Below are 21,874 nucleotides of genomic sequence, written 5' to 3' on the forward strand. Positions count from 1 at the left end.
ATTTTGTTAACCATATCATCAACTAAAAGAACAACCAGTCATGACCCAAGATTTCTCAATGCATGCCAACCCGTTGGTGGCGAAACTTCAAAAGCCGGCTTCCGAATTTATGAAAGCCGACATCGTGTCTTATATAAAGAATAACGGGATTACTATGGTGAATTTCATGTATCCTGCTGCCGACGGACGGTTGAAAACCTTGAACTTCGTAATTAACGATGCCGCTTACCTCGATGCCATACTTACATGCGGCGAGCGTGTGGACGGTTCCAGCCTGTTTCCCTTCATAGAGGCGGGCAGTAGTGATTTGTACGTAGTGCCCCGTTTCTGTACGGCTTTCGAAGACCCCTTTGCCGAGCAGCCCACGCTTTCCATGCTGTGCTCTTTTTTCAATAAAGACGGCGAACCGCTGGAAAGCTCGCCGGAACATACGCTGCGCAAGGCTTGCCGGGCTTTTACGGAGGTAACGGGCATGGAGTTCCAGGCTATGGGCGAATTGGAGTATTATGTTATTTCGGAGGATGACGGCATGTTCGAGGCTACCGACCAGCGCGGTTATCACGAGTCTGCCCCTTATGCCAAATTCAATGACTTCCGTACCCAATGTATGTTGCATATAGCCCGTGCCGGCGGGCAAATCAAGTACGGGCATTCCGAGGTAGGTAACTTTATCCTCGACGACAAGACGTACGAGCAGAACGAAATAGAATTTCTGCCGGTACGCGCCGAGCAGGCTGCCGACCAACTGATGATTGCCAAGTGGATTATCCGCAACCTTGCTTACCAGTACGGATATAACGTTACTTTTGCTCCGAAGATAACGGCGGGAAAAGCTGGCTCGGGACTGCACATCCACATGCGTATCATGAAAGACGGGAAGAACCAGATGCTGAAAGACGGCGTGCTCTCCGAGACAGCCCGTAAGGCTATTGCGGGAATGATGAAGCTTGCACCTTCCATTACCGCTTTTGGTAATACGAATCCTACTTCTTATTTCCGTCTCGTGCCTCACCAGGAAGCACCTACCAATATTTGTTGGGGCGACCGTAACCGCTCTGTCCTGGTACGTGTTCCGTTGGGGTGGTCGGCCAAGAAGGATATGTGCATGCTTGCCAATCCGCTGGAAACGCCGGGCAACTACGACACTACCCAAAAGCAGACGGTAGAGATGCGCTCGCCGGACGGTTCGGCGGATTTGTACCAGCTCATTGCAGGGTTGGCAGTGGCTTGCCGCTACGGTTTCGAAATGCCGGATGCACTGGATGTTGCGGAAAGAACGTATGTGAATGTGAATATTCACAAGAAAGAGAACGAGGACAAGCTGAAACTGTTGGCTCAGTTACCCGACAGTTGCGCCGCTTCTGCCGATTGCCTGGAAAGGCAGCGTGCCGTTTTCGAGAAATACAATGTTTTCAGCCCTGCCATGATTGACGGGATTATTACCAAACTTCGCTCTTACGGGGATAAGACTTTACGTAGCGAGGTGCAGGACAATCAGGAAGAAATGCTGAAACTGGTAGAGAAATATTTCCACTGCGGATAATAAGTGAATAAGTGGGTGAGGATATGCCTGTAAGGATAACGGAGGACGCATGGCTTGCCCTTACGTTATCCTTGTAAGCATATTCTCGTTTTTTTCTCATGACCTTCTTTATTATAAACGATTGACCGGACGGTTGCAAATACGGCGAGCAGTCCGGAACAAGGATTATCTCCGTTTTACTATTCCTACATATCCCAGCAGGATGATGTTCATCATCAGCGCATAGATGATAGCCGGTATAGCTATTATGTCGTTATTGAAAACAAAAGGGCTGCTTGCTATGGCAATCGCCTGGGCGGCATTCTGCATTCCTATCTCTATGATGAGGGTACGCCGTTCTTTGCGGTTCAGGTGCATTACTCCGGACAGTAGCGCACCGCCGCCCATGGCGAGCAGGATAAGAATGGAGATGCACAAGCCCAGCTTGCCGAACTGGGCGGTGATAGTGGCATGGTGCTGTATGAAGAAAATGGTTGCCAGCAGAATCAGTGCAGGGAATGCTGTCTTGGAAAGTATTTTATGCAGCTTTTCGGCCTTGCGGGGGTAGTACCGTTTCATTAAGATACCGGCCATGATAGGGAGCAGCATCAGCAGCAGATTTTGTACGATGAGGCTTCCCACCGGCAGGTCGACTTCGATATTTAGGCTGTTTCCGGTGAAGCGGGTGGAAAACTCCATGATGACAGGAACCGTAAACAGCGTAATGATGCTGCTTAGTGCGGTCAGGGATACGGACAGCGCTACGTCTCCCTTGGCTATCATCGAAAAGATGTTGGATGAACTGCCGCCGGGAGAACAGGCTATGAGCATGGTTCCTATGAAGAACAAAGGGTCTAACCGGAATACACAGCCCAATACGAATGCCAGTACCGGCAGGAACACTATCTGTCCTATCAGTCCGGCTATGACGGGACGGGGACGGTGGCGGAACAGCTTGAAATCTTCTACTTGCAGGGTGAGTCCCAGTTCGAACATCAATAATGTCAGAATGGGCAAGACAATCCATATTGCGTTCATAAGGAATCATTTCTTTCTTGAGACTGCAAATATAGCAATTTCCTTTCGGACTCTTGCCATTTTGTCAGCCTTAATCTGCCAAAGGAACAGCTTTGACTTTTGGCACGGTTTTCGTAATTCCTTTATCGCTTGTACGAAGCAATATTACCATTATAACAAATGTATAACATATAAAAACAAAAGAACTATGAACATTAAACCATTGGCAGACAGAGTGCTGATACTCCCTGCACCTGCAGAAGAAAAGACAATCGGCGGTATCATTATTCCCGATACGGCAAAAGAAAAACCTTTGAAAGGTGAAGTTATAGCAGTAGGCAACGGAACGAAGGACGAAGAAATGGTGTTGAAGGTTGGCGACACGGTGCTGTATGGTAAGTATGCCGGTACAGAACTGGAAATCGAAGGAACCAAATACCTGGTAATGCGTCAGAGCGATGTGCTCGCCGTATTGGGATAAATTTTCCTGTTGACAGACCGGTAAGGAAACGAGCCGGCAGGCAACATAAATAGTAAATATAAACCGTTAAATAGTAAAAGAATTATGGCAAAAGAAATATTATTCAATATCGATGCCCGCGACCAATTGAAGAAAGGTATCGATACACTGGCAAATGCAGTAAAAGTAACTCTCGGCCCTAAAGGTCGTAATGTAATCATCGAAAAGAAATTCGGTGCTCCCCACATCACGAAAGACGGTGTAACGGTTGCTAAAGAAGTGGAGCTGGCCGATGCTTATCAAAATACCGGTGCACAACTGGTTAAGGAAGTTGCCTCTAAGACAGGCGATGATGCAGGTGACGGTACGACTACTGCTACTGTGCTGGCTCAGGCCATTGTAGCCGAAGGCTTGAAGAACGTAACTGCCGGTGCAAGCCCTATGGATATCAAACGCGGTATCGACAAGGCGGTTGCCAAAGTAGTGGAGTCTATCAAGAGCCAGGCTGAAAAGGTAGGCGACAACTACGATAAAATCGAGCAGGTTGCCTCTGTATCTGCCAACAACGACCCGGTTATCGGCAAGCTGATTGCAGATGCTATGCGCAAGGTTTCTAAAGACGGTGTAATCACTATCGAGGAAGCTAAGGGTACGGATACTACTATCGGCGTGGTAGAAGGTATGCAGTTCGACCGCGGTTATCTTTCCGCTTATTTCGTTACCAATACTGAAAAAATGGAATGCGAAATGGAGAAACCGTACATTCTGATTTATGACAAGAAGATTTCTAACCTGAAAGATTTCCTGCCTATCCTCGAACCGGCTGTACAGACAGGCCGTCCTTTGTTGGTAATTGCAGAAGATGTAGATAGCGAAGCTTTGACGACGCTGGTTGTGAACCGCCTGCGCTCGCAATTGAAAATCTGTGCTGTGAAGGCTCCGGGCTTCGGCGATCGTCGTAAGGAAATGCTGGAAGATATCGCCGTATTGACCGGTGGTGTCGTAATCAGCGAAGAAAAAGGCTTGAAACTGGAACAGGCTACTATCGAAATGTTAGGTACTGCCGATAAGGTAACCGTATCCAAAGACAATACGACTATCGTGAACGGTGCCGGTGCAAAAGAAAATATCAAGGAACGTTGCGAGCAAATCAAAGCCCAGATTGCTGCCACTAAGTCCGACTATGACAGAGAAAAATTGCAGGAACGTCTGGCTAAGTTGTCCGGCGGTGTAGCAGTTCTGTATGTAGGTGCTGCTTCCGAAGTGGAAATGAAGGAGAAGAAAGACCGTGTAGACGATGCGCTTCGCGCTACTCGTGCTGCTATCGAAGAAGGTATCGTAGCCGGTGGCGGTGTAGCTTACATCCGCGCTCTTGATGCTTTGGAGGGCTTGCAGGGCGAAAATGCCGATGAAACTACGGGTATCGACATCATTAAGCGTGCTATCGAAGAACCGTTGCGCCAGATTGTTGCCAATGCAGGCAAGGAAGGTGCGGTCGTAGTACAGAAGGTACGCGAGGGCAAAGCCGATTTCGGTTATAACGCACGTACCGATGTTTATGAGAACCTGCATGCAGCCGGTGTGGTAGACCCCGCCAAGGTAACGCGTGTGGCTCTTGAAAATGCCGCTTCTATCGCAGGTATGTTCCTGACTACCGAGTGTGTAATCGTGGAAAAGAAAGAAGATAAGCCCGAAATGCCGATGGGCGCTCCCGGAATGGGTGGCATGGGCGGAATGATGTAAGGTCGTTTTCCCTTGATGTCTTAATCATATAGAGTAACCGCGGTGTCTTTTTGAAAGACATCGCGGTTTTTTTGTGCTTTTCCCTCCGGTTATGGCTGGCAAGAAACGTGTACAACTACAAAATTGTTACAAAAGTGATTAATTTTCATATCTTTTACCCGTTTTCTGTGTTGTTTTAATTTTAAATAATATCTTTACACACTGTAAAGATAACCTAACAATAAACTATTAACCTTTTTAATTTAAAAAGTAAAATGGACAAAAACGAAATCGGACTGAATGCGGGTAAGGTTTGGCAATTGCTCAGTGATTATGCCAGATGGAGCTACGGTACGCTGAAAAGAAAGTCCGGACTGAAAGACAAGGAACTGGGCGCGGCTATCGGCTGGCTTGCTCGTGAAGACAAGATTGTTCTTTCCCAGGAGAAAGACGAGCTTTACGTTTCATTGGGGGTAAACGTATATATCGGATAGGGAAAAACGATTAGACCGAACCTTTCTTTAGGTACAGGTTTTGCAAGGGAATGGTTCCGTAATTGCGAAATCTGTACCTTTTTGTTTTTTCGTGAGTACACCTTGTTGTACTTATATTTCGTGGTATGGAAAAAGCCCTGCACCTTCGCAGGCTGAGGGCTTGACCTAAAACTTTCCTCCTCTTTTTTGGGGGGATAGGGGAAAGTTTGCTGAAAACAAACCGATTGAATATTTACCTTAAAAAGACCTTTGCCTGATAACCTTTCAACTAACCTTTTTATAATGCCGCACCGGTTTTAAAGCCTGCCGCTTCGAGTATAGGGACGAAAGCGTAACCTTTGCGTTTCAACGTTTTTATCAGTTTGTCCAGATAGCCGTTGTAGAATTTATCTGTGCGGCGCTCGTCTGTTCCGAAGTGTATCAGCATTATGTGGCCGTTCAGTCCCTCTTTCTTTTCTACTTCCATGATTTTGTCGTAGATGAACTTGCTGCTCCGGTATTTCCGTCCCATATCGGGGGTGGTATAGTCTGCATTGCTCATAGTGCCGGGAGTGTAGTTGATAACTTGTATTCCCATGCTTTTTGCCCAGGCAGCTATCTCTTTGTTGTAATATTCATAGGGTGGGATGTATACGGGTGCGTCTTCGTATCCGATGCCTGCCTTCCGCATGGCTTCGTAACTTTTCAGCATGTCTTTCTCGAATTCTTCACGGGTAACCAATAAGGAGTCCCGATTTTCCCATGGCATATAGAGCAAGTGTCCGTAGCTGTGGCTGCCTACGAGATGCCCCTCGTTGAGCAGGCGTTTCACCACCTCGGGATAGAGTTCGTAAAACTCGCCGGTAAAGAAGAAGCTGCCTTTGATGCTGTGTTTCTTCAAAGTGCCGATGATAGCATCGGCGCCGTCTGCTTTGTCGGCTGCCGTAAATACGAGGCTGATTTGTTTTTTGGACGGGTCGGTGCGTATGATGCCGCCATTGACGTATATATTTTTGTCTGCCGTTATATTTGCCTGTTCCATGCCTTCTTTCTGCATGGCAGAGAGGTAGTAGGTGAGGCAGGCGGTTCCGTCCATGGTAGGTTCGTTGGTGGAGTAGTCGTGGATTGCATCGTGGTAAACCATCACATCCGGTTGGAAACGTTCGTAGTCCTGGCCGGGAGTACCCGGAATACCGGTCATGTTGACACCCCGCAGGCTTTCGAAGATACTACGGTATACGGGACCGTCCACCAGTCCTCCCGTCGTGTTGCCCACACCTGCGTTCAGCAGAGAGGAGTGGGGTTGCGAGGGATAATCGCCGTAGAGCGGCAGTTCCACAATCATACTTGTTCCCCATGGGTTGCAGCCGAACAGCCAGTCGCGTAGGGCAGCTTCCATTTCGGCGTATGTCTTATCGCCGGTAGCTTCGCGATACAGGCGGCATTGTGTCAACATGGCAGTGGTCAGGTTATTAGAGCACCAGATGTAGGGAATACCGTGCAGGAAGGGGCTTTCCACGGCTTTTTCGTATGTACGTTCGATACCGGTACGCATGTTGCGGATAAATTCTTTGCTGATGCGCTGGTTGTTCACCGTGGCTAAGTGGTAGTGTCCCATGTTCATGAACGGATACCATTGGTAATGGCGGGCACTGTCGGCGCCCATCCATGGGGTGACGGGTTCGCGGCGTCCGTATTCGAGGGCTTGCGACAGATATTCGGGATTGCCGGTGGCTTTGTATAATTCCATTGCTCCGAGCTCCATATCGTCTGTCCAGTTGTCCTCCTCGTAGATGTAGGGTGATTTTACGGAAGCAGTTTGGCATACGCCCGGTTTCTTTACGCCTTCCTGGTAGGCAGCATCAGCCTTTCTGCCGATTTCGGCTGCAAACTCGGGGTAGAAATCTTTCAGTACCCTGGTTCCCAAGGCGAAGCAAGAGGCGAATTTACCTGCCGTACTTGCTACGCCCGTGGTGGCATTCGTGAATTGCCCGCGTACTTGGGGTTCACCGCTGCAAAAGTAAACGGGACGCCCCTTGCCCGGTCCGTAGCCGTAGTCTACCTCATCTTTATTGGGCAGGCGCATACCGGCGTGGTCGCGGTCGTCGGCAATCTGGTTGTATAGCTCGCCGGGAGCGGGATTCATACGGTTCAGCCAGTCCAGTCCCCATTTGATTTCGTCTATTATGTCGGGAATGCCGTTTGCTCCCGGTAGCCCGTCCGCATCATAAGCGTCGCCGAATGAACCGGGGTTTTCCTGGTAGGCGAACATCATCTGGTATATGGCATTGGCGGAAGTGGCGGTGTATTGCAGATAGTCCGTCGCGTCGTGCCAGCCGCCGCGGACGTCGATGTGCCTGCCGGTCTTTGTGGGGTGGTATAGGATGTAACCGTCATGCACATGGCAACTGTCTTTCAGAAACGGGTTGTAACCGCAACGTTGCTGGCGCATGTAGTTCAGCAGGAAATCGGCTGTACCGTTATAAACATGTGCATTGATAGGGAAGTGCGGGGAAACGGCGCTTCCCGCTTTCAGATAATAGGTTCCCGGTTTTTGAAAACTACTGAAGTCCAACCGGTAGGTACTGTTCATTCCGCCTGATTTGCCAGTGGCTTTCGGAGCGGTAAACCTATACACCGTTTTTCCGGTAAAGGCATCGACCAATGCGTATTCTGTTAAATGGGTTTCTTCTTCGCTCATGAATACCGCTACTTTAATGGATTGAGGCAGGTAGCCGAGCTGGTTGATTCTAATCCACTCGCCTGCTTTGGCCGGGAGTACGGCGAATGCGAAGAATAGGGTTAGGAGCCGATAATAGTTTCTCATAAATGTTGTTTTTATTTAAGGTTGGGGAGATAATGCAAAAGCAGGTTTTATCCTGATACAAATAAAGCGGTTTCTGTTAATTCGAAGGCTTTTTGAAGTGAATAATTAATTGATATTAAATGTCGTTTACGATATTTTAGGATTTGGGGGATATAAAATAAGCATGTGAAGAATAACAAATGATTGTTTATCATCTGTTTATATGATAATGAAACGCTTTTTTTAATTTTCGTTTACGTATTTTAGCCTATAAAAAACAATGTTGGTGTGTTATTTGTTCTATTCTTTTTAGAATACAAAACTTATAAACTATGGCTTACATTGATTATTATCAAGTCCTTGGAGTAGACAAAACGGCATCTCAGGATGACATAAAGAAAGCGTTCCGTAAGTTGGCACGCAAATATCATCCCGACTTGAATCCGAATGATGCTACGGCCAAAGATAAATTTCAGGCTATCAACGAGGCCAATGAGGTGCTTAGCGACCCTGAAAAAAGAAAGAAATATGATGAATACGGCGAACACTGGAAACATGCCGATGAGTTTGAAGCTCAGAAGCGGGCGCGGCAACAGGCAGGCGGCTTTGGAGGGGCAGGTTTCGGCGGTGCGGGTGGTTTTGGTACGGACGGCAACGGTACGTACTGGTACTCTTCCGACGGCCAGGAATTTTCCGGGAGTAGTGCGGAGGGCTTCTCCGACTTCTTCGAGCAGATGTTTGGACACCGTACACGTGGCGGAGGCGGTACGAATACCGGTTTCCGGGGACAGGATTTTCATGCAGACCTGAACTTGTCGCTTCGGGATGCAGCCCGGACTCATAAGCAGGTATTGGCGGTGAACGGGAAAAATGTGCGTATTACCATACCGGCAGGTGTCGCCGACGGGCAGGTCATTAGGCTGAAAGGCTACGGTGGCGAAGGTATCAATGGCGGGCCGGCCGGCGACCTCTACATTACTTTCGTGATAACGGACGATTCCGTCTTCAAACGTTTGGGCGATGACTTGTATGTAGACTTGGATATCGACCTTTATACAGCATTGCTGGGCGGTGAGAAGTTGGTGGATACATTGGAAGGTCAGGTAAAACTGAAAGTAAAACCCGAAACGCAGAATGGAACGAAGGTTCGCCTGAAAGGAAAGGGATTTCCGGTGTACAAGAAGGAGGGACAATACGGTGATTTGATAGTGACTTATTCCGTAAAATTGCCCGTAAACCTGACGGAACAGCAGAAAGAGATGTTCCGTAAAATCCAAAGTATGAACTAAAAAAGGAGAGCGAGTTATGCAGAACGAATTAATTATAGTCAGCGAGTATTGCGATAAATGCCACATAGAGCCCTCGTTCATTGAAATGTTGCAGGAAGGCGGTCTGATAGATGTCCGGACGGAAGGTGGAGAAAGTTATCTGTTATTCTCCCAATTACCGGATGTGGAACGGTACAGCCGTATGTATTACGACTTGTCTATCAATATAGAAGGTATTGATGCCATTCATCATTTGCTGGAACGTATGGAGGAGATGCAACGGGAGATTTATTCGCTGCACACTAAATTGAGGTTGTTGGGAGGGCTGGATTGACATTCATGCCGGTAGTGCGAAAAGAGGGGAAGATGAGGAGGATATGTTGGTAATAGCCGCGGCTGTCCGGTTGCTGGAGCATGTCTCGGCTATTACCTGTTCACCTTCTAAAATCCTACTTGCCTTTGTTGCTCTGCATTGTAGCGGTCGCCTACAACGGGAATCTTTGCCACTTCATCCTCTAATTGTTTCCATTCTCCGGCGGACAACGGGAAGTCGGATGTATGCAGGTTCTCTTCCAGGTGCGACAGTTTTGTCGTTCCGGGAATGGGAACAAGCCACGGGGCTTTCTGCAACAGCCAGCCTAACGCTACCTGGGCTGAAGTCATCCCCCGTGTGCGGCCGAAGTTCTGCAATACATTCACAATGCGGGTATTCATCCGTATTGCTTCCGGCTGAAAACGCGGCAGTGTCTGACGGTTGTCGTTGTCCGGGTCGAACTGCGTGTATTCATTGATATTACCACCCAGGAAGCCACGGTTTATCGGACTGTAAGGTACGAAGCCGATACCCAATTCACGGCATACGTCTAATACTCCGTTTTCTTCCACCAAACGGTGCATCAAGTGATATTCGCTTTGTATGGCGGTAAGCGGACAGACAGCGTGCGCCTTGCGGATAGTTTCGGGTGTGACTTCGCACATGCCCCAGCGTTGCACCTTTCCTTCTTTTATCAAATCCGCTATCGTTCCCGCTACCTCTTCCACCGGTACTTGCGGGTCGAAGCGGTGTTGGTAAAACAGGGCGAGGCTATCTACCCGGAGACGTTTCAATGAGCCTTCGCAATAACGGCGGATAGTTTCAGGACGGCTGTCCTGTCGTCCTGTGGCCTTGCCGTCAATGACTTCGTGCCCGAATTTGGTTGTTATGTTGATTTTATCCTTAAATCCGGAAAGGGCTTCACCCGTCAGCAGTTCATTGGACAAGGGACCGTAAACAATGGCGGTATCGAATAGCGTAACTCCCCGCTCTACTGCCTCATGCAGCAAGCGGATACATTGTTTCTTGTCGGGATGCCGGCTTCTGTGATGAGTCATGCCCATTATCCCGAAACCGAGTGCCGATACTTCCATGGCGGCTTTTCCTGTGCCGAGCGTGCGGTATTGCATACCGTCCTTTTTCGGGGATTTCTCCCCGCCAAGTACGGTATCCGCAGCTTTAACCTTATTGATAGTAGGCTGAATGGCCAGTGCCGCACCTACAACGGCTGCCGTCTTAAGAAATCCCCGGCGGCTGATGTTCATTTTATTATCTTCCATAACCTTATATTTTTGTGTGTTGATGAATGGTAAATGTGTCCCGCTTTTATTTCTATGTCCTTACGGTGCAAAAGTAAAAAGAGAGCCTTGCAACAACTTTGCTGCAAGGCTCAATCTGTTTTGCTGTAAGGCTCATTTCACCAGGACGGGGAACTTCCGTAAGCTTGCTTATATATTTTGGAGAAATGCGACAAATTTTTGAATCCTACATCGAAACATATTTCCGACACTTTCTTTTTCCCGGATTTTATCAGGTGATGCGCTGCCTCCAGTCGCCGTTTGATAATCCATTTTTGAGGTGTCAGGTTGCTTACTTTGGCAAAGTCGCGTTTAAAGGTCGCCAGACTGCGTCCCGTATAGCTTGCTATTTCTTCCATTGAGAGGTCGTACATATAGTTCTCGTTCAGATAATCGAGTATGTCTATTTTCCACGGCTCTACGAAGTCGAACAGGGAAGCATACAGGTTCTTGTCCGTGTGGAGCAACACATACAACCCTTCCGTCATTTTCAGTTTCAACACATCTTCCGAAGGCTTTGTGCCCGAATCGAAATAAGGTATGACGGATTCGAAGAGGCTGCGTATGTCCGGACGTTCGCGGGGCAATAGGCGCAGGCTGTTTTTTTCCCGTCTTGCTTCCACGGGAATGTCTTTTTTGTCGAGCTTTTGATAAAACTCACGTAAAAAGGATTTGGAAAATTTGAGTACAATGGAATGATAAGGCTTCCCGTTTACTATCCGTTTCTGTAACCACATTCGGTTGTCGCGGCGCATAAAAGCGCAGTCGCCTGCACGGAGAACGGTTTTCTTTCCCCGTTCTTCGATTTCCAACTCACCGGAGCAGAGGTAGATAAGAGTATGCTCGCGATTTTCGTGCGCACAACTTCTGTCGTCCGTAAAATAGCTTGCTATAAGTACATTGGAGCAATTAAAAACATCTAACTTTTCCATATTTATATCTGTTTCCACCTGATATTCATACTGCAAAAGTAGTATATTCCCATTTACTTTATTTTGTTGTAAAGCTCATTTTTCTGCGAAAACCTTAAAAGTGCCTTCTATATCGGTTTTATCCGGTTACTTCAACGATGTTATAATATAGATGCTATAATATAAAAGAGAGATACGAGCTCTATGAGGAAACTCCGTATCTCTCTTTATATTTGAATTCCGGTTGCTTTTTGCTGTACCGGTAAAAAACATTATTACCTGTTTTACGCTTTGTCTTGTTCGTCGGATTTGTTTTTAGGTTCTTTCTTGGCCAGCATGATGATGTTGTACACATACTCCGTCATCCATTGTTCCGAGTATCCCAAGCGTTCTTTGTACTGGCGGACTGTCATGGCCGTTTTGTGTACATCGTCCTTTTTCCAAACAGTTTTGGTACAAACCTCATGTACCGTTTTTTCGGTCATGCTACGCAACGCGCCTTTAAAGATAGACGGCATACGGAATTTCCATTGCATCAGGTTGCCCATTAGCATCATCAGGTCGTTGGAAAAACCCTGGTACATGAAAAGATAACCTTGCACATCGTTCTGTGTACGGCAGTGTTTCTTTACGGAAGCGTCGATTTCCTTAAAGAAGTTCTCGCTGATTCCGTAGTCCTGCATCAGCATCTTGCGGGAAGCAGTTTTTTCTGCCTGTCCCAGGCGGCCGCCCTGTGTGGGAATCTTGAATAAGCGCTTGAAGTTGGCTACATCCGGTACGAAACGGATGTTGGTGATACCCAGGTTTGCGGCTATCACGGACTGGAAGTAGACGCGTGTCAGCGACACGAAGTCTTCCACGTTCTTGGAGGAAGTCCCTTCAGAATTTTTGTTGAATAGTTTGGCAAATATACCCATGATGATATTTTCTATATTTTACGGGTGCAAAGATAGAAAATAAACTTATTTCTTTGCCAGCACTCCAGGGCTTTTTCTACTTTATTTCAGTTTAAAGTGAAATTTATGCCCTTCGAAAACAGGCTCTACGATGTCGTACCGGATGAGCTTTGCCAGCAAATGTTCTGCGGCACGGCGCGGCAGGTGTGCCATACGGCAATAACGGTTCAGTGATAGCCGGTCGTTTTGCTCCAGTAAATCGAGCAGCAGTTGTTCCCGTTCGGTGTATTCCATTAGCTCTCCCTTGGGGCTTTCGCTTTGCTGCCAGATACGCAGATGCACCGGGGTGGCAAGGATGTTTTCGTCCTTGATGCGCAGGTAGGCGAGGTATCTGCCGGTTTCGTCTTTGGCATATACCGGTTTACGGACGCTTTCGTCAATCTGCACGAGTAACACGCTACGACCTTCCACCTGGTAAGTCTGCATGCTGTAATTCACTTCCGGACGGCAGTATAGCCGGGCAGCCGCCTCTATCATATATTGCTCTTCGTCGGAGCGTACTCCGGCTATTTTTCCGTTGTCTTTTACACCGATAAGAAGCCGTCCGCCGTCCGTGTTCGAAAAGGCGGAGAGTGTTCTGGCAATCTTCCGTGCATCGGATATTTCGAACTTGAAATCTTGTTGCTGATGCTCTCCTTCGGCTATGAGAGCACGTATATATTGGGCATCGGTAAGCGTTTTCATGCCTGCAAAAGTAGATAAAAAACGTGTATGAGCCTTTTTTTATATTGATTTTACCGATTATTTCAAAAAAAATATCGTTTTTCTGCATTTATTTCAAGAAAGAATGTATTTTTGTCGGACATTATTAACGAAGTAATTAAAAAAGGATTATGAAAGAATTAGTTGAAAAAGTTGCAGAATTGTATGCAGCATTCGAAAAAGATGCGAAAGCTCAGTTGGAAAACGGAAACAAAGCAGCCGGTACTCGTGCACGCAAGGCTTCTTTGGAAATTGAAAAAACAATGAAAGATTTCCGTAAAGCATCTTTGGAAGCTTCTAAGAAGTAAGAAAAAACGCAGATTTAATGTTGCGAAAGACTGCCTTCAGGCGGTCTTTTTTATTTTTATGCGGTAACTCTTTGTATGGATAAGTCGTATTCCCGCCTTTTCCCCGACGAAATTTAATGTATTAATTGCCCGGCCTTCCTCTCCGAAATCGAAGTTTTATTGCTACTTTTGACACCGGGTATTATGGATGAGAATGTATTGAATAAGTTGAAAATATTGGCGGAGTCGGCAAAGTACGATGTGTCATGCTCTTCCAGTGGCACTGTACGCTCCAATAAGGCGGGTATGGTGGGTAACACTGTGGGCGGCTGGGGCATTTGCCATAGCTTTGCAGAGGACGGACGCTGTATCTCGTTGCTGAAAGTGATGCTGACGAATTACTGCATATACGATTGTGCATATTGCATCAACCGCCGTAGCAACGACTTGCCCCGTGCCACCCTTTCCGTGAGCGAACTTGTAGACCTGACTATGGAATTTTACCGCCGCAACTATATCGAGGGGCTTTTCCTCAGCAGCGGCGTAGTGCGTAATCCCGATTATACAATGGAAAGATTGGTGCGTGTAGCCAAAGACCTCCGCACCGTTCATCGTTTCAACGGTTATATCCACCTGAAAAGTATTCCCGGCGCCAGTCGCGAGCTGGTAAATGAGGCGGGGTTGTATGCTGACCGCCTCAGCGTCAATGTGGAAATACCCAAGGAAGAAAGCCTTAAACTGCTTGCTCCGGAAAAAGACCACCAAAGCGTGTTCGCTCCGATGCGTTACATCCAGCAAGGTGTCCTGGAGAGTGCGGAGGAACGCAGGAAATACCGCTATGCACCCCGCTTTGCTCCGGCAGGGCAGAGCACGCAGATGATTGTGGGGGCTACTGCCGAAACGGATAAAGACATCCTTTTTCTTTCGTCGTCCCTTTACCGGCGCCCTACGATGCGGCGCGTCTATTATTCCGGCTATATTTCCGTAAATACATACGACAAACGCCTGCCTGCTTTGAAGCAACCGCCCTTGGTACGCGAGAACCGGCTTTATCAGGCAGACTGGCTGCTGCGTTTCTACCAGTTCAAAGTAGACGAGATTGTGGATGACGCCTATCCTGACTTGGATTTGGAGATAGACCCGAAATTGTCGTGGGCATTGCGCCACCCGGAGCAGTTTCCAATTGACGTCAATAAAGCGGATTATGAAATGCTGCTCCGCGTGCCGGGTATCGGTGTAAAGTCGGCACGTCTGATAGTCGCTTCCCGCCGTTTCTCCAAACTGGGCTTTTACCAGTTGAAGAAAATCGGAGTGGTTATGAAGAAAGCGCAGTATTTCATCACTTGCAGCGAGCTGCCTATGCGTACAGTCAATGAGATGACTCCGCAAAGGGTACGCAGCCTATTGGTACAGAAGCCGAAGAAGAAATTCGATGACAGGCAGTTGATACTTGATTTTGGAGACGAGGGAGCATGAAACTGTTTATATTCGACAATACCTTTGAGGGACTGCTGACTTCTGTTTTCGAAGCCTATTCTCGCCGTACCTTTCCGGATATGCTGCTCACGGAAGGAGAGCAGCTTCCGTTGTTCCATGACGAGGTCTTTACGGTAATTTCGGATGAAGAAAAGGCCGGCAGGGTTTGGCGCGGACTGCAGAAGAAACTTTCATCATCCGCCTTGTCCTGCCTTGCACAATGCTGGCTGGCGGAAGAACCGGAAACGGCATCGCTCCTGTTCCGCTATATCCGTAAGGCGATAGATGCTCCCCGTTCCATTGAAACCGATTTTGCAGACCCCGATGTGCTGGAATTCTCGCGGATGTGGAAGCGGGTGGACTGGGAGCGCATACGGCTGCTGCAATTCGTCCGTTTCCAAAAAGCTGCGGACGGTACTTACTTTGCTGCCGTGGAACCGGAGAAAAACGCGCTTCCCCTGGTAACCGGACATTTTAAAGACCGTTTTGCCGACCAGCGTTGGCTGATATACGACATCAGGCGTGCCTACGGCTATTATTACGATTTAAAAGAAGTGCGCGAAGTTACCTTCGGGGACGACAGCCGCGAAGGGCATCTCGTTACGGGGATGCTCGACGAGAGCCTTATGGATAAAGACGAGAAACTCTTCCAGCAACTTTGGAAAACCTATTTCAAGGCAATCTGTATCAAAGAAAGGCTGAATCCCCGTAAGCACAGGCAGGATATGCCTGTGCGCTATTGGAAATACCTGACGGAGAAACAGCGGTGACCCGTTTAGTCGATTACCCAGTTCCCGTTATGGGGAACCGTCTTTTGCGGGTCGTAATGCATTCCGGCTTGCGTAGGTATTTTTAGGATATATGTGCGCCCGCTTTTGTTCATAAGCGAAGTGCCGCGTAGCCACGGGTTGGCATCCTTCAGTTGGGCGAAGGTGATGCCTTTGCTTTTGGCGAATTGCGCCAGGTTGTCTATTCTCGTAGTTATTTTTATTTCCGTATAGGGGATAGCCGGATAAAGATGTTTCCGTTTCAGCAGGAAACCGTATCGCTGCGGGTTGCTGATGACGGCTTTTGCTGCCAATAACCGGAACATATAACGCGAGGTTTCTTCCACCAGCCAAAGGTCGGCAGCCTGGCTTACCATTTGTTTCTGCAATTGTGTGGAGATACGCCCTTGGCCGGCATTATAGGCGGCTGCCACGCAAAGCCAGTTGCCGTATTTGCCATAGGCTTCTTTCAGGTATTTGCAGGCGGCTTTTGTTTCTTTCTCCACATGATAACGCTCATCGATATTGTTGTTTACTTCCAGCCCGAATTCACGCCCTGTTGCGGGCATGAACTGCCACATTCCGGCCGCACCGGCAGGCGACTTGGCAAGCGGATTGAGGGCGCTTTCTATTACGGCAAGAAACTTGAAATCATCCGGTATGCCGTTTGCTTTCAATATAGGCTCTATGACGGGGAAGTAACGGTTTGCCCGTTTTACGGTGAGCATCGTGGTGGAATGCATATAAGTGAACGACATCAGTTCACGGTCCATGCGTTCGCGGTGGTCGTAACGGAGCAAGTCTACCTCTTGTCCGGCAAACGTTATTTTATCGGGTACGGAGGGAGGAGTGACACAGTAAGGCACTTCCGATTTGACCGATTGCCGTTCGGGGTTCAACACACTGTTGCCGAGTAAAAAGGGTAACGAAGCGCCTGTACACAAAGCTACGGCGGCTGTAAATATTATATATCCGGAGTTTCTTTTCATTTTAGTTGTCTTTTTATGGCCTGCCACAGATTACCGGAAACTATTTGTAATAAGAATGGAATGTATATCCGTACAAATCCGTATAATCCGCGGTGAAGTTCCGTATTATACTTTAATTTTATCGGTGTGAAGATACGCAATCAATTTTTTATAGGCAACCGTTCCCACAACCAACGTGGAATTATCCGCCAAAAGAATACCACCAGCCGGTAACGTCCGTCAATCACCACCACCCGTTTTTTCCGTTTCAATGCTTTTACGATATGTAGCGCCACCTTGTTTGTCTGCATCAACATGGGGTATTTGCCGTTTTTCAGTAAATCCGTCGCTACGAATCCCGGACGGATGTCGGTGAAACGGATGTTGAGGCGCTGCATCTGCGAGAGCTGTGCCAGGGCGTCGATATACGTATTTTGAAACCGCTTGGTGGCGGAGTAGGCGGGTGCGACTCCCAACCCCTTGGTTCCTGCTATGGAACTGATAACGGCGATGTGCCCGCCACCCGTTTGCTTGAAATAACCGAAAGCGGCTGTAACCATTCGTATGAAACCCTCGACGTTGGTGCGTGCGGTGTTCAGCTCTATGTCCGGTTCTAAGCTTCGGTTCTGGTAGCCCACACCGGAACTGAGGAAGAACAAGTCCATACCGCCCAGCCGGTTTATCAGTTCATTGAGATGTAAGACAGCATCGTCTTTTGTTACATCGAGGCACTGTATCTCAATTTGTCCGGGATTGGCCTGCTGCATGCATTGCAATGCATCTTCGCGCCTTCCTGCAATTCCGATATGCCAGCCTTTCTGCACGAGCAGGCGCGCTACTTCCTGCCCGATACCCGAGGTGGCTCCTATGATTATGGCTTTTCTCATGGGCAGGGGTTATCCGATAACGGTTGCTACGATTTTTCTTCCACCGCCGCGGTTGCGGAATTCACAGAGATAAATGCCTTGCCAGATGCCCATGTTCATCCGTCCGTTGGTAATGGGTATGGTAAGGGAGGCTCCCACAATGGTAGACTTTGCGTGCGCCGGCATATCGTCGTCGCCCTCGCAGGTATGTTCGTAATAGGGCTCGCGCTCCTTGACAAGACGGTTGAAAATGGCATCCATATCCGTCTGTACATCCGGGTCGGCATTCTCGTTGATAGTGAGCGCTGCGCTTGTATGCTTGATGAACAAATGCAATATACCGGTTTGCGGCAGCGGTGGCAGGTTGCGTGCTATTTCTTCCGTAACCAGATGAAAACCGCGCCGGTGCGGGGTAAGGGTAAACTCTTTCTGTCCTATCATATTGTTTCTTTTTCTCTTATGTCCGTTTTTCTGCTATTCCGCCGGTTGCACTTGACAGGGAAATGTTACGGTAAACGTACTGCCTACTCCTACGGTGGATGTAACTTCGATTGTCCCTTTCATCCTTTCCACTATGGACTTGCAGATTGGCAGCCCCAATCCGGCTCCCTGTATAAAGGAGTCTACTTTTTCAAACCGTTCGAATATCGCGCCCAGTTTGTCTTGGGGTATTCCGCGTCCGGTGTCGGCAACGCTTATTCTTACTTCGGATAAGGAGGCTTCATAAGAAACCTCGATGTACCCCCGGGATGTATTCTTCACTGCATTCGAGATAAGATTGTTTAATATCTGCTTGATACGCATCGGGTCTTGTTCTATCAGGCAGGTAGTTGCCTGATAACAGGTTCTTAACTCTACCTCTGCCGGGACATTGTGCTTGTGCTCGGTAAAACTTTCGTCGATTAGTTCCGACAGGTTGAACCAGGTAGGATGCAGCTCTATGTGTCCGGCCTCTATCTTCGACAAATCCAGTACATCGTTGATGATATTCAGCAACAGGTCGTTGTTGTGGTTTATCAATGCAATATACCGGTCGCGCTCGTCGGCATCGCTCGTATAGGGCAACAGGCTGGAAAATCCGATGATAGCATTTAGCGGAGTACGTATTTCGTGGCTCATGTTGGCAAGGAAAGCCGATTTCAACCTGTCCGATTCTTCGGCTTTTTCTTTGGCCTGTATCAGCATGGCTTCCGTATTTTTCAGCCGGGTGATGTCATAGTTGATGCAGATTAGTTCTATGCAGTTCCGTTCGGGGGCATACACTTTCACAATGAGGTTGGTATGCGTCCATGAGTAACTCCCGTCTTTCCTGAGAATACGTATTTCTTTGTTGAACTTGTTTTCCGTACCTTTTTTCGCACTGTCCAGGAAGCGGAGTATATGATTACGGTCCTCGGGGTGGATGTGGGCATACACTCCGACGATTTCGGATAACGGTCTGTCCTTTTCTTCACCGATGTTGATGTACCAACTATGCTGGGCATCTCCTTCCTGGGTGAGCAGATTGTAGTGGGCATATCCCACTTTGGCATAGTTGCCTATCAGCTCGAAGAAACTTTCAAACTCCTGTATCTTGTTGTATGCTACGGTCGTTTCGGTCTTGTCTGCGTTAATCAGCAGGTAGTTGGTAGGAACATGATGCTCGTCGTACAAGGTGGTCGCTTTGGTAACCATGTCTATTGTGCCCGTTTTCCTCTGCGAGTTATAGTAAGTGCCTATTTTGGAGAAGTCATAGCGGAAAGTGAAGTCTGCATCTTCATGTTTTCTCAACTTCTCTTTCATCTCGTTGGGGAAACTGGGATTTTCGAAGATATTGATGCCCAGCAAGTCCTCCTTCTGTTGCAGGTGGAACATTTCCAGCTCCTTGTCATTTAAGTCTATCAGGGTTCCCTGTATATTGTATAGTTCGATGCCTACCGGCAGATTCTTATAGATATTATGTAACAGCCGTTCCCGCTGTTGCAATGTTTGCGAGGCGGACGACATGTTGGGGCCGTCTTGCACTTCGGCTATACCGTAAATCTTGGTGTTTCCGTGTTCATCGGTTTTCTGCATGCAGATTTTACTGCGCACCCACATAGGACCTTTTGCCGTATCGAGCAGATATACGGCTTCCTGCGTCTGCTGTATGTTCTCGAAGGAATAAACCGTGGTGGGTGGCTGTTCTTCTTTCATAATTCGCTTGTTAAAGTCCTCGAAGCTGATAAATCCGTCTTCTTTCAAACCCAACAATTCGGAAATATATTCGGAACAGATATAACTTGCACTTTGCAGGTCGGCTTCCCACCAGCCCATATTGGCATTGCGCATTATGTCTGAAAGTAGGTTATAATCCTGTGTCGCGTCCATACAGAGATATTTATGGTAGTTACTGTTTTATCATACCAATTATTAGAATTACAAAAATAGGTATAATTCGTAGAAATGAAAAGAAAAAGGGAGAGAGAAATAAAAATAGGCAGGATTGCAGCGGCCGTTTATCGTTGTTATGGATGAATGGCATATCTGTTTGTAAAAAGGCATGAACTTGCATCTTATTGGGCTATTGTACGGACAATGTTCGAAAGAACTTGTGCAAAACAGCCGGGAGATACGGCTTTTTCCTGTTCAGGTTGTAATTTATTCGGAGATAAACGGTATCTTTGTTATCGTTTATAAGTTTATAACGCTATTTACTCAATAAAACAAGGAATATATGGAAAAAGTAATTATCAACTCGTATGAGGATTTTGAAAAGCTGGTAGGTCAGCAAATCGGAGTTTCGGAGTATGTGGAACTTACCCAGGAACGCATTAATCTTTTTGCTGACGCAACGTTGGATCATCAGTGGATTCATATCGATACCGAGCGTGCCAAGACCGAAAGCCCTTTCAAGAGCACCATTGCCCACGGCTATCTCACCCTCTCCATGTTGCCTCATTTATGGAACCAGATTATCGAGGTGAATAACCTGAAGATGATGATTAATTATGGTATGGATAAGATGAAATTCGGCCAGGCCGTATTGTCCGGACAGAGTATCCGTCTGGTAGCGCACCTGCATTCACTGGCAAACTTGCGTGGTGTGGCAAAGGCGGAAATCAAGTTCGCTATTGAAATTCAGGGTGAAAAGAAGAAAGCACTCGAAGGAATCGCAGTTTTCTTGTATTATTTCAATTGATAATTCGAAAAGATTATGTAAGCATGTGTCCAAGCGCATGCTTCTTGATTTCTTTTAGGGTGCGGATTACACGAAACGACACGGGTGGCTTTGGGATTTATCCGTGACTTTCCGTGTAGCCTGTGCCCTATCTATATTACGCGGCAGGCTGTTTCTTTAAGTTTTTTGTGAGAAGAGGGGCTTGTTATTTACACCGCTTTTGATACGGAAGCGCGGAATATGCGGTGAGATTAATGCACATACTCTCTCCATAAATGCCGGAATGCTGCAATAGGATGATAAAGCAACATACGTGGCCCGGCATACCGCATCACCTCCCGCATCCGCTTTTTCATTTCCGGTTTGTAACAATGGACGGTGCAGAGCCTGCAAGTCGTTTTTCCCTCGCCGAAGGGACAGCGGGACAGACGCGCGTATGCGTACTCCAACAGTTCGCTGCATTGTGGGCAGAGTTCTCTGTTGCCTTCCTTCCTGCGGCAGTAGAGGCGAATCATTTGTTCTACGGTTTTTCGTTCCTGTTCTATGCGGTACATTTGGGTATTATTTTAAAGTTACGACCTGCCGGTATTTCAGGGTAAGAGAACTTCTCCGTACCTGCTGCGGCTTCTTCACAAGTGAAATTCGTATCCATTCTTTTATCCATTCATAGGGACATTCAGTAAATAATATAAAATCAGCCAACTAATTCATACACAAAATATTGCGAATTAGCTGGCTTTTTTGTATCTTTAGGTATTCCCCCGCAAATAAGGTTTGAAGGCCAAAACGGGGGAAATTCCCCGACTAAGATATGGCTAAGATACAAAATATTTCCGAAATTCACCCAACTTTGGGCTTCACAGAATTTGATGTTCTGGAAAAATACCGCAAAAGTTTTAATGAGAGTGAGCTTGGCAGGCTTC

The 21,874-nt window shown here is 47.5% G+C and carries 22 protein-coding genes; 10 read left to right on the forward strand and 12 right to left on the reverse strand.

Features of this window, described 5'->3' with window-relative positions; genetic code table 11:
- Positions 1-40 precede the first annotated feature (40 nt).
- The gene (locus tag C233_RS0117875; protein ID WP_026314912.1) at positions 41-1,543 is read left to right on the forward strand and encodes a glutamine synthetase family protein; all 1,503 of its coding nucleotides are present in this window, start codon (positions 41-43) and stop codon (positions 1,541-1,543) included.
- Between the two features lie 165 nt (positions 1,544-1,708).
- On the opposite strand, the gene C233_RS0117880 is transcribed toward C233_RS0117875, so the two are convergent.
- Positions 1,709-2,560, reverse strand: a complete 852-nt coding sequence (locus C233_RS0117880) for a bile acid:sodium symporter family protein (RefSeq protein WP_025069211.1) — start codon at positions 2,558-2,560, stop codon at positions 1,709-1,711.
- A gap of 187 nt (positions 2,561-2,747) precedes the next feature.
- Between C233_RS0117880 and C233_RS0117885 the strand changes: the two genes are divergently transcribed.
- From C233_RS0117885 to C233_RS0117895, 3 genes are all read left to right on the forward strand, one after another.
- Complete coding sequence (locus C233_RS0117885) at positions 2,748-3,020, forward strand: co-chaperone GroES (protein WP_018668906.1); 273 nt, start codon at positions 2,748-2,750, stop codon at positions 3,018-3,020.
- Positions 3,021-3,104: 84 nt separating this feature from the next.
- Positions 3,105-4,742 (forward strand): chaperonin GroEL, encoded by a 1,638-nt coding sequence (gene groL / locus C233_RS0117890; RefSeq protein WP_018668907.1) that lies wholly within the window; start codon positions 3,105-3,107, stop codon positions 4,740-4,742.
- A gap of 254 nt (positions 4,743-4,996) precedes the next feature.
- Complete coding sequence (locus tag C233_RS0117895; protein ID WP_018668908.1) at positions 4,997-5,215, forward strand: winged helix-turn-helix domain-containing protein; 219 nt, start codon at positions 4,997-4,999, stop codon at positions 5,213-5,215.
- Positions 5,216-5,492: 277 nt separating this feature from the next.
- Here C233_RS0117895 and C233_RS0117900 read toward each other — a convergent pair whose 3' ends face one another.
- Positions 5,493-8,021 carry a bifunctional glycoside hydrolase family 9 protein/polysaccharide deacetylase gene (locus C233_RS0117900; protein ID WP_018668909.1) on the reverse strand — a complete coding sequence of 843 codons (2,529 nt, stop codon included), beginning with the start codon at positions 8,019-8,021 and terminating at the stop codon, positions 5,493-5,495.
- A 311-nt stretch (positions 8,022-8,332) separates the two neighbouring features.
- Here C233_RS0117900 and C233_RS0117905 point away from each other — a divergent pair, with 311 nt between their 5' ends.
- On the forward strand, positions 8,333-9,289 hold the full coding sequence (locus C233_RS0117905; RefSeq protein ID WP_018668910.1) for a DnaJ C-terminal domain-containing protein: 957 nt from the start codon (positions 8,333-8,335) through the stop codon (positions 9,287-9,289).
- A 16-nt stretch (positions 9,290-9,305) separates the two neighbouring features.
- Positions 9,306-9,602 carry a chaperone modulator CbpM gene (locus tag C233_RS0117910; RefSeq protein WP_018668911.1) on the forward strand — a complete coding sequence of 99 codons (297 nt, stop codon included), beginning with the start codon at positions 9,306-9,308 and terminating at the stop codon, positions 9,600-9,602.
- Positions 9,603-9,709: 107 nt separating this feature from the next.
- Here C233_RS0117910 and C233_RS0117915 read toward each other — a convergent pair whose 3' ends face one another.
- The 4 genes from C233_RS0117915 to C233_RS0117930 all read right to left on the reverse strand — a co-directional run bounded on the left by C233_RS0117915 (position 9,710) and on the right by C233_RS0117930 (position 13,430).
- A complete protein-coding gene (locus C233_RS0117915) occupies positions 9,710-10,861 on the reverse strand; it encodes an aldo/keto reductase (protein WP_018668912.1) in 1,152 nt (383 codons plus the stop codon).
- A 137-nt stretch (positions 10,862-10,998) separates the two neighbouring features.
- Entirely contained in the window at positions 10,999-11,811 is an 813-nt protein-coding gene (locus tag C233_RS0117920) for a helix-turn-helix domain-containing protein (protein ID WP_018668913.1), read from the reverse strand.
- A 263-nt stretch (positions 11,812-12,074) separates the two neighbouring features.
- A complete protein-coding gene (locus tag C233_RS0117925) occupies positions 12,075-12,707 on the reverse strand; it encodes a hypothetical protein (protein WP_018668914.1) in 633 nt (210 codons plus the stop codon).
- Between the two features lie 81 nt (positions 12,708-12,788).
- The gene (locus tag C233_RS0117930) at positions 12,789-13,430 is read right to left on the reverse strand and encodes an AlbA family DNA-binding domain-containing protein (RefSeq protein ID WP_018668915.1); all 642 of its coding nucleotides are present in this window, start codon (positions 13,428-13,430) and stop codon (positions 12,789-12,791) included.
- A gap of 149 nt (positions 13,431-13,579) precedes the next feature.
- Here C233_RS0117930 and C233_RS0117935 point away from each other — a divergent pair, with 149 nt between their 5' ends.
- The 3 genes from C233_RS0117935 (at position 13,580) to C233_RS0117945 (ending at position 15,981) form a co-directional block, all read left to right on the forward strand.
- Positions 13,580-13,756, forward strand: a complete 177-nt coding sequence (locus tag C233_RS0117935) for a histone H1-like protein Hc1 (protein ID WP_018668916.1) — start codon at positions 13,580-13,582, stop codon at positions 13,754-13,756.
- Positions 13,757-13,939: 183 nt separating this feature from the next.
- Positions 13,940-15,211, forward strand: a complete 1,272-nt coding sequence (locus tag C233_RS0117940; RefSeq protein WP_025069197.1) for a putative DNA modification/repair radical SAM protein — start codon at positions 13,940-13,942, stop codon at positions 15,209-15,211.
- Positions 15,208-15,981, forward strand: coding sequence for a TIGR03915 family putative DNA repair protein (locus C233_RS0117945; protein ID WP_018668918.1), 774 nt, complete (start codon positions 15,208-15,210; stop codon positions 15,979-15,981). The genes C233_RS0117940 and C233_RS0117945 overlap by 4 nt, the downstream gene beginning before the upstream one ends.
- A 5-nt stretch (positions 15,982-15,986) precedes the next feature.
- Here the strand turns inward: C233_RS0117945 and C233_RS0117950 are convergent, their stop codons facing one another.
- The 4 genes from C233_RS0117950 to C233_RS0117965 all read right to left on the reverse strand — a co-directional run bounded on the left by C233_RS0117950 (position 15,987) and on the right by C233_RS0117965 (position 20,161).
- Positions 15,987-16,967, reverse strand: a complete 981-nt coding sequence (locus C233_RS0117950; RefSeq protein ID WP_018668919.1) for a lytic transglycosylase domain-containing protein — start codon at positions 16,965-16,967, stop codon at positions 15,987-15,989.
- A 140-nt stretch (positions 16,968-17,107) separates the two neighbouring features.
- Positions 17,108-17,833: an SDR family NAD(P)-dependent oxidoreductase gene (locus C233_RS0117955; protein WP_018668920.1), complete on the reverse strand. Its 726-nt coding sequence runs from the start codon at positions 17,831-17,833 to the stop codon at positions 17,108-17,110.
- Between the two features lie 9 nt (positions 17,834-17,842).
- Positions 17,843-18,253 (reverse strand): secondary thiamine-phosphate synthase enzyme YjbQ, encoded by a 411-nt coding sequence (locus tag C233_RS0117960; protein WP_018668921.1) that lies wholly within the window; start codon positions 18,251-18,253, stop codon positions 17,843-17,845.
- Between the two features lie 33 nt (positions 18,254-18,286).
- Complete coding sequence (locus C233_RS0117965; RefSeq protein WP_025069198.1) at positions 18,287-20,161, reverse strand: PAS domain-containing sensor histidine kinase; 1,875 nt, start codon at positions 20,159-20,161, stop codon at positions 18,287-18,289.
- 346 nt (positions 20,162-20,507) lie between these two features.
- Between C233_RS0117965 and C233_RS0117975 the strand changes: the two genes are divergently transcribed.
- Positions 20,508-20,972: a MaoC family dehydratase gene (locus tag C233_RS0117975; RefSeq protein WP_018668923.1), complete on the forward strand. Its 465-nt coding sequence runs from the start codon at positions 20,508-20,510 to the stop codon at positions 20,970-20,972.
- Positions 20,973-21,202: 230 nt separating this feature from the next.
- Here the strand turns inward: C233_RS0117975 and C233_RS23815 are convergent, their stop codons facing one another.
- The gene (locus C233_RS23815) at positions 21,203-21,466 is read right to left on the reverse strand and encodes a nitrous oxide-stimulated promoter family protein (protein WP_051567798.1); all 264 of its coding nucleotides are present in this window, start codon (positions 21,464-21,466) and stop codon (positions 21,203-21,205) included.
- A gap of 26 nt (positions 21,467-21,492) precedes the next feature.
- Complete coding sequence (locus C233_RS24990; protein ID WP_279615236.1) at positions 21,493-21,615, reverse strand: hypothetical protein; 123 nt, start codon at positions 21,613-21,615, stop codon at positions 21,493-21,495.
- Between the last annotated feature and the right edge of the window lie 259 nt (positions 21,616-21,874).

The sequence above is a fragment of the Bacteroides gallinarum DSM 18171 = JCM 13658 genome (assembly GCF_000374365.1).
Taxonomy (GTDB): domain Bacteria; phylum Bacteroidota; class Bacteroidia; order Bacteroidales; family Bacteroidaceae; genus Bacteroides; species Bacteroides gallinarum.

What these genes read in the sequence shown, in the direction of transcription:
- C233_RS0117875 (WP_026314912.1), top strand. Translation starts at nt 41, where the DNA reads ATGACCCAAGATTTCTCAATGCATGCCAACCCGTTGGTGGCGAAACTT.
- C233_RS0117880 (WP_025069211.1), bottom strand. Translation starts at nt 2,560, where the DNA reads ATGAACGCAATATGGATTGTCTTGCCCATTCTGACATTATTGATGTTC.
- C233_RS0117885 (WP_018668906.1), top strand. Translation starts at nt 2,748, where the DNA reads ATGAACATTAAACCATTGGCAGACAGAGTGCTGATACTCCCTGCACCT.
- groL (WP_018668907.1), top strand. Translation starts at nt 3,105, where the DNA reads ATGGCAAAAGAAATATTATTCAATATCGATGCCCGCGACCAATTGAAG.
- C233_RS0117895 (WP_018668908.1), top strand. Translation starts at nt 4,997, where the DNA reads ATGGACAAAAACGAAATCGGACTGAATGCGGGTAAGGTTTGGCAATTG.
- C233_RS0117900 (WP_018668909.1), bottom strand. Translation starts at nt 8,021, where the DNA reads ATGAGAAACTATTATCGGCTCCTAACCCTATTCTTCGCATTCGCCGTA.
- C233_RS0117905 (WP_018668910.1), top strand. Translation starts at nt 8,333, where the DNA reads ATGGCTTACATTGATTATTATCAAGTCCTTGGAGTAGACAAAACGGCA.
- C233_RS0117910 (WP_018668911.1), top strand. Translation starts at nt 9,306, where the DNA reads ATGCAGAACGAATTAATTATAGTCAGCGAGTATTGCGATAAATGCCAC.
- C233_RS0117915 (WP_018668912.1), bottom strand. Translation starts at nt 10,861, where the DNA reads ATGGAAGATAATAAAATGAACATCAGCCGCCGGGGATTTCTTAAGACG.
- C233_RS0117920 (WP_018668913.1), bottom strand. Translation starts at nt 11,811, where the DNA reads ATGGAAAAGTTAGATGTTTTTAATTGCTCCAATGTACTTATAGCAAGC.
- C233_RS0117925 (WP_018668914.1), bottom strand. Translation starts at nt 12,707, where the DNA reads ATGGGTATATTTGCCAAACTATTCAACAAAAATTCTGAAGGGACTTCC.
- C233_RS0117930 (WP_018668915.1), bottom strand. Translation starts at nt 13,430, where the DNA reads ATGAAAACGCTTACCGATGCCCAATATATACGTGCTCTCATAGCCGAA.
- C233_RS0117935 (WP_018668916.1), top strand. Translation starts at nt 13,580, where the DNA reads ATGAAAGAATTAGTTGAAAAAGTTGCAGAATTGTATGCAGCATTCGAA.
- C233_RS0117940 (WP_025069197.1), top strand. Translation starts at nt 13,940, where the DNA reads ATGGATGAGAATGTATTGAATAAGTTGAAAATATTGGCGGAGTCGGCA.
- C233_RS0117945 (WP_018668918.1), top strand. Translation starts at nt 15,208, where the DNA reads ATGAAACTGTTTATATTCGACAATACCTTTGAGGGACTGCTGACTTCT.
- C233_RS0117950 (WP_018668919.1), bottom strand. Translation starts at nt 16,967, where the DNA reads ATGAAAAGAAACTCCGGATATATAATATTTACAGCCGCCGTAGCTTTG.
- C233_RS0117955 (WP_018668920.1), bottom strand. Translation starts at nt 17,833, where the DNA reads ATGAGAAAAGCCATAATCATAGGAGCCACCTCGGGTATCGGGCAGGAA.
- C233_RS0117960 (WP_018668921.1), bottom strand. Translation starts at nt 18,253, where the DNA reads ATGATAGGACAGAAAGAGTTTACCCTTACCCCGCACCGGCGCGGTTTT.
- C233_RS0117965 (WP_025069198.1), bottom strand. Translation starts at nt 20,161, where the DNA reads ATGGACGCGACACAGGATTATAACCTACTTTCAGACATAATGCGCAAT.
- C233_RS0117975 (WP_018668923.1), top strand. Translation starts at nt 20,508, where the DNA reads ATGGAAAAAGTAATTATCAACTCGTATGAGGATTTTGAAAAGCTGGTA.
- C233_RS23815 (WP_051567798.1), bottom strand. Translation starts at nt 21,466, where the DNA reads ATGATTCGCCTCTACTGCCGCAGGAAGGAAGGCAACAGAGAACTCTGC.
- C233_RS24990 (WP_279615236.1), bottom strand. Translation starts at nt 21,615, where the DNA reads ATGGATAAAAGAATGGATACGAATTTCACTTGTGAAGAAGCCGCAGCA.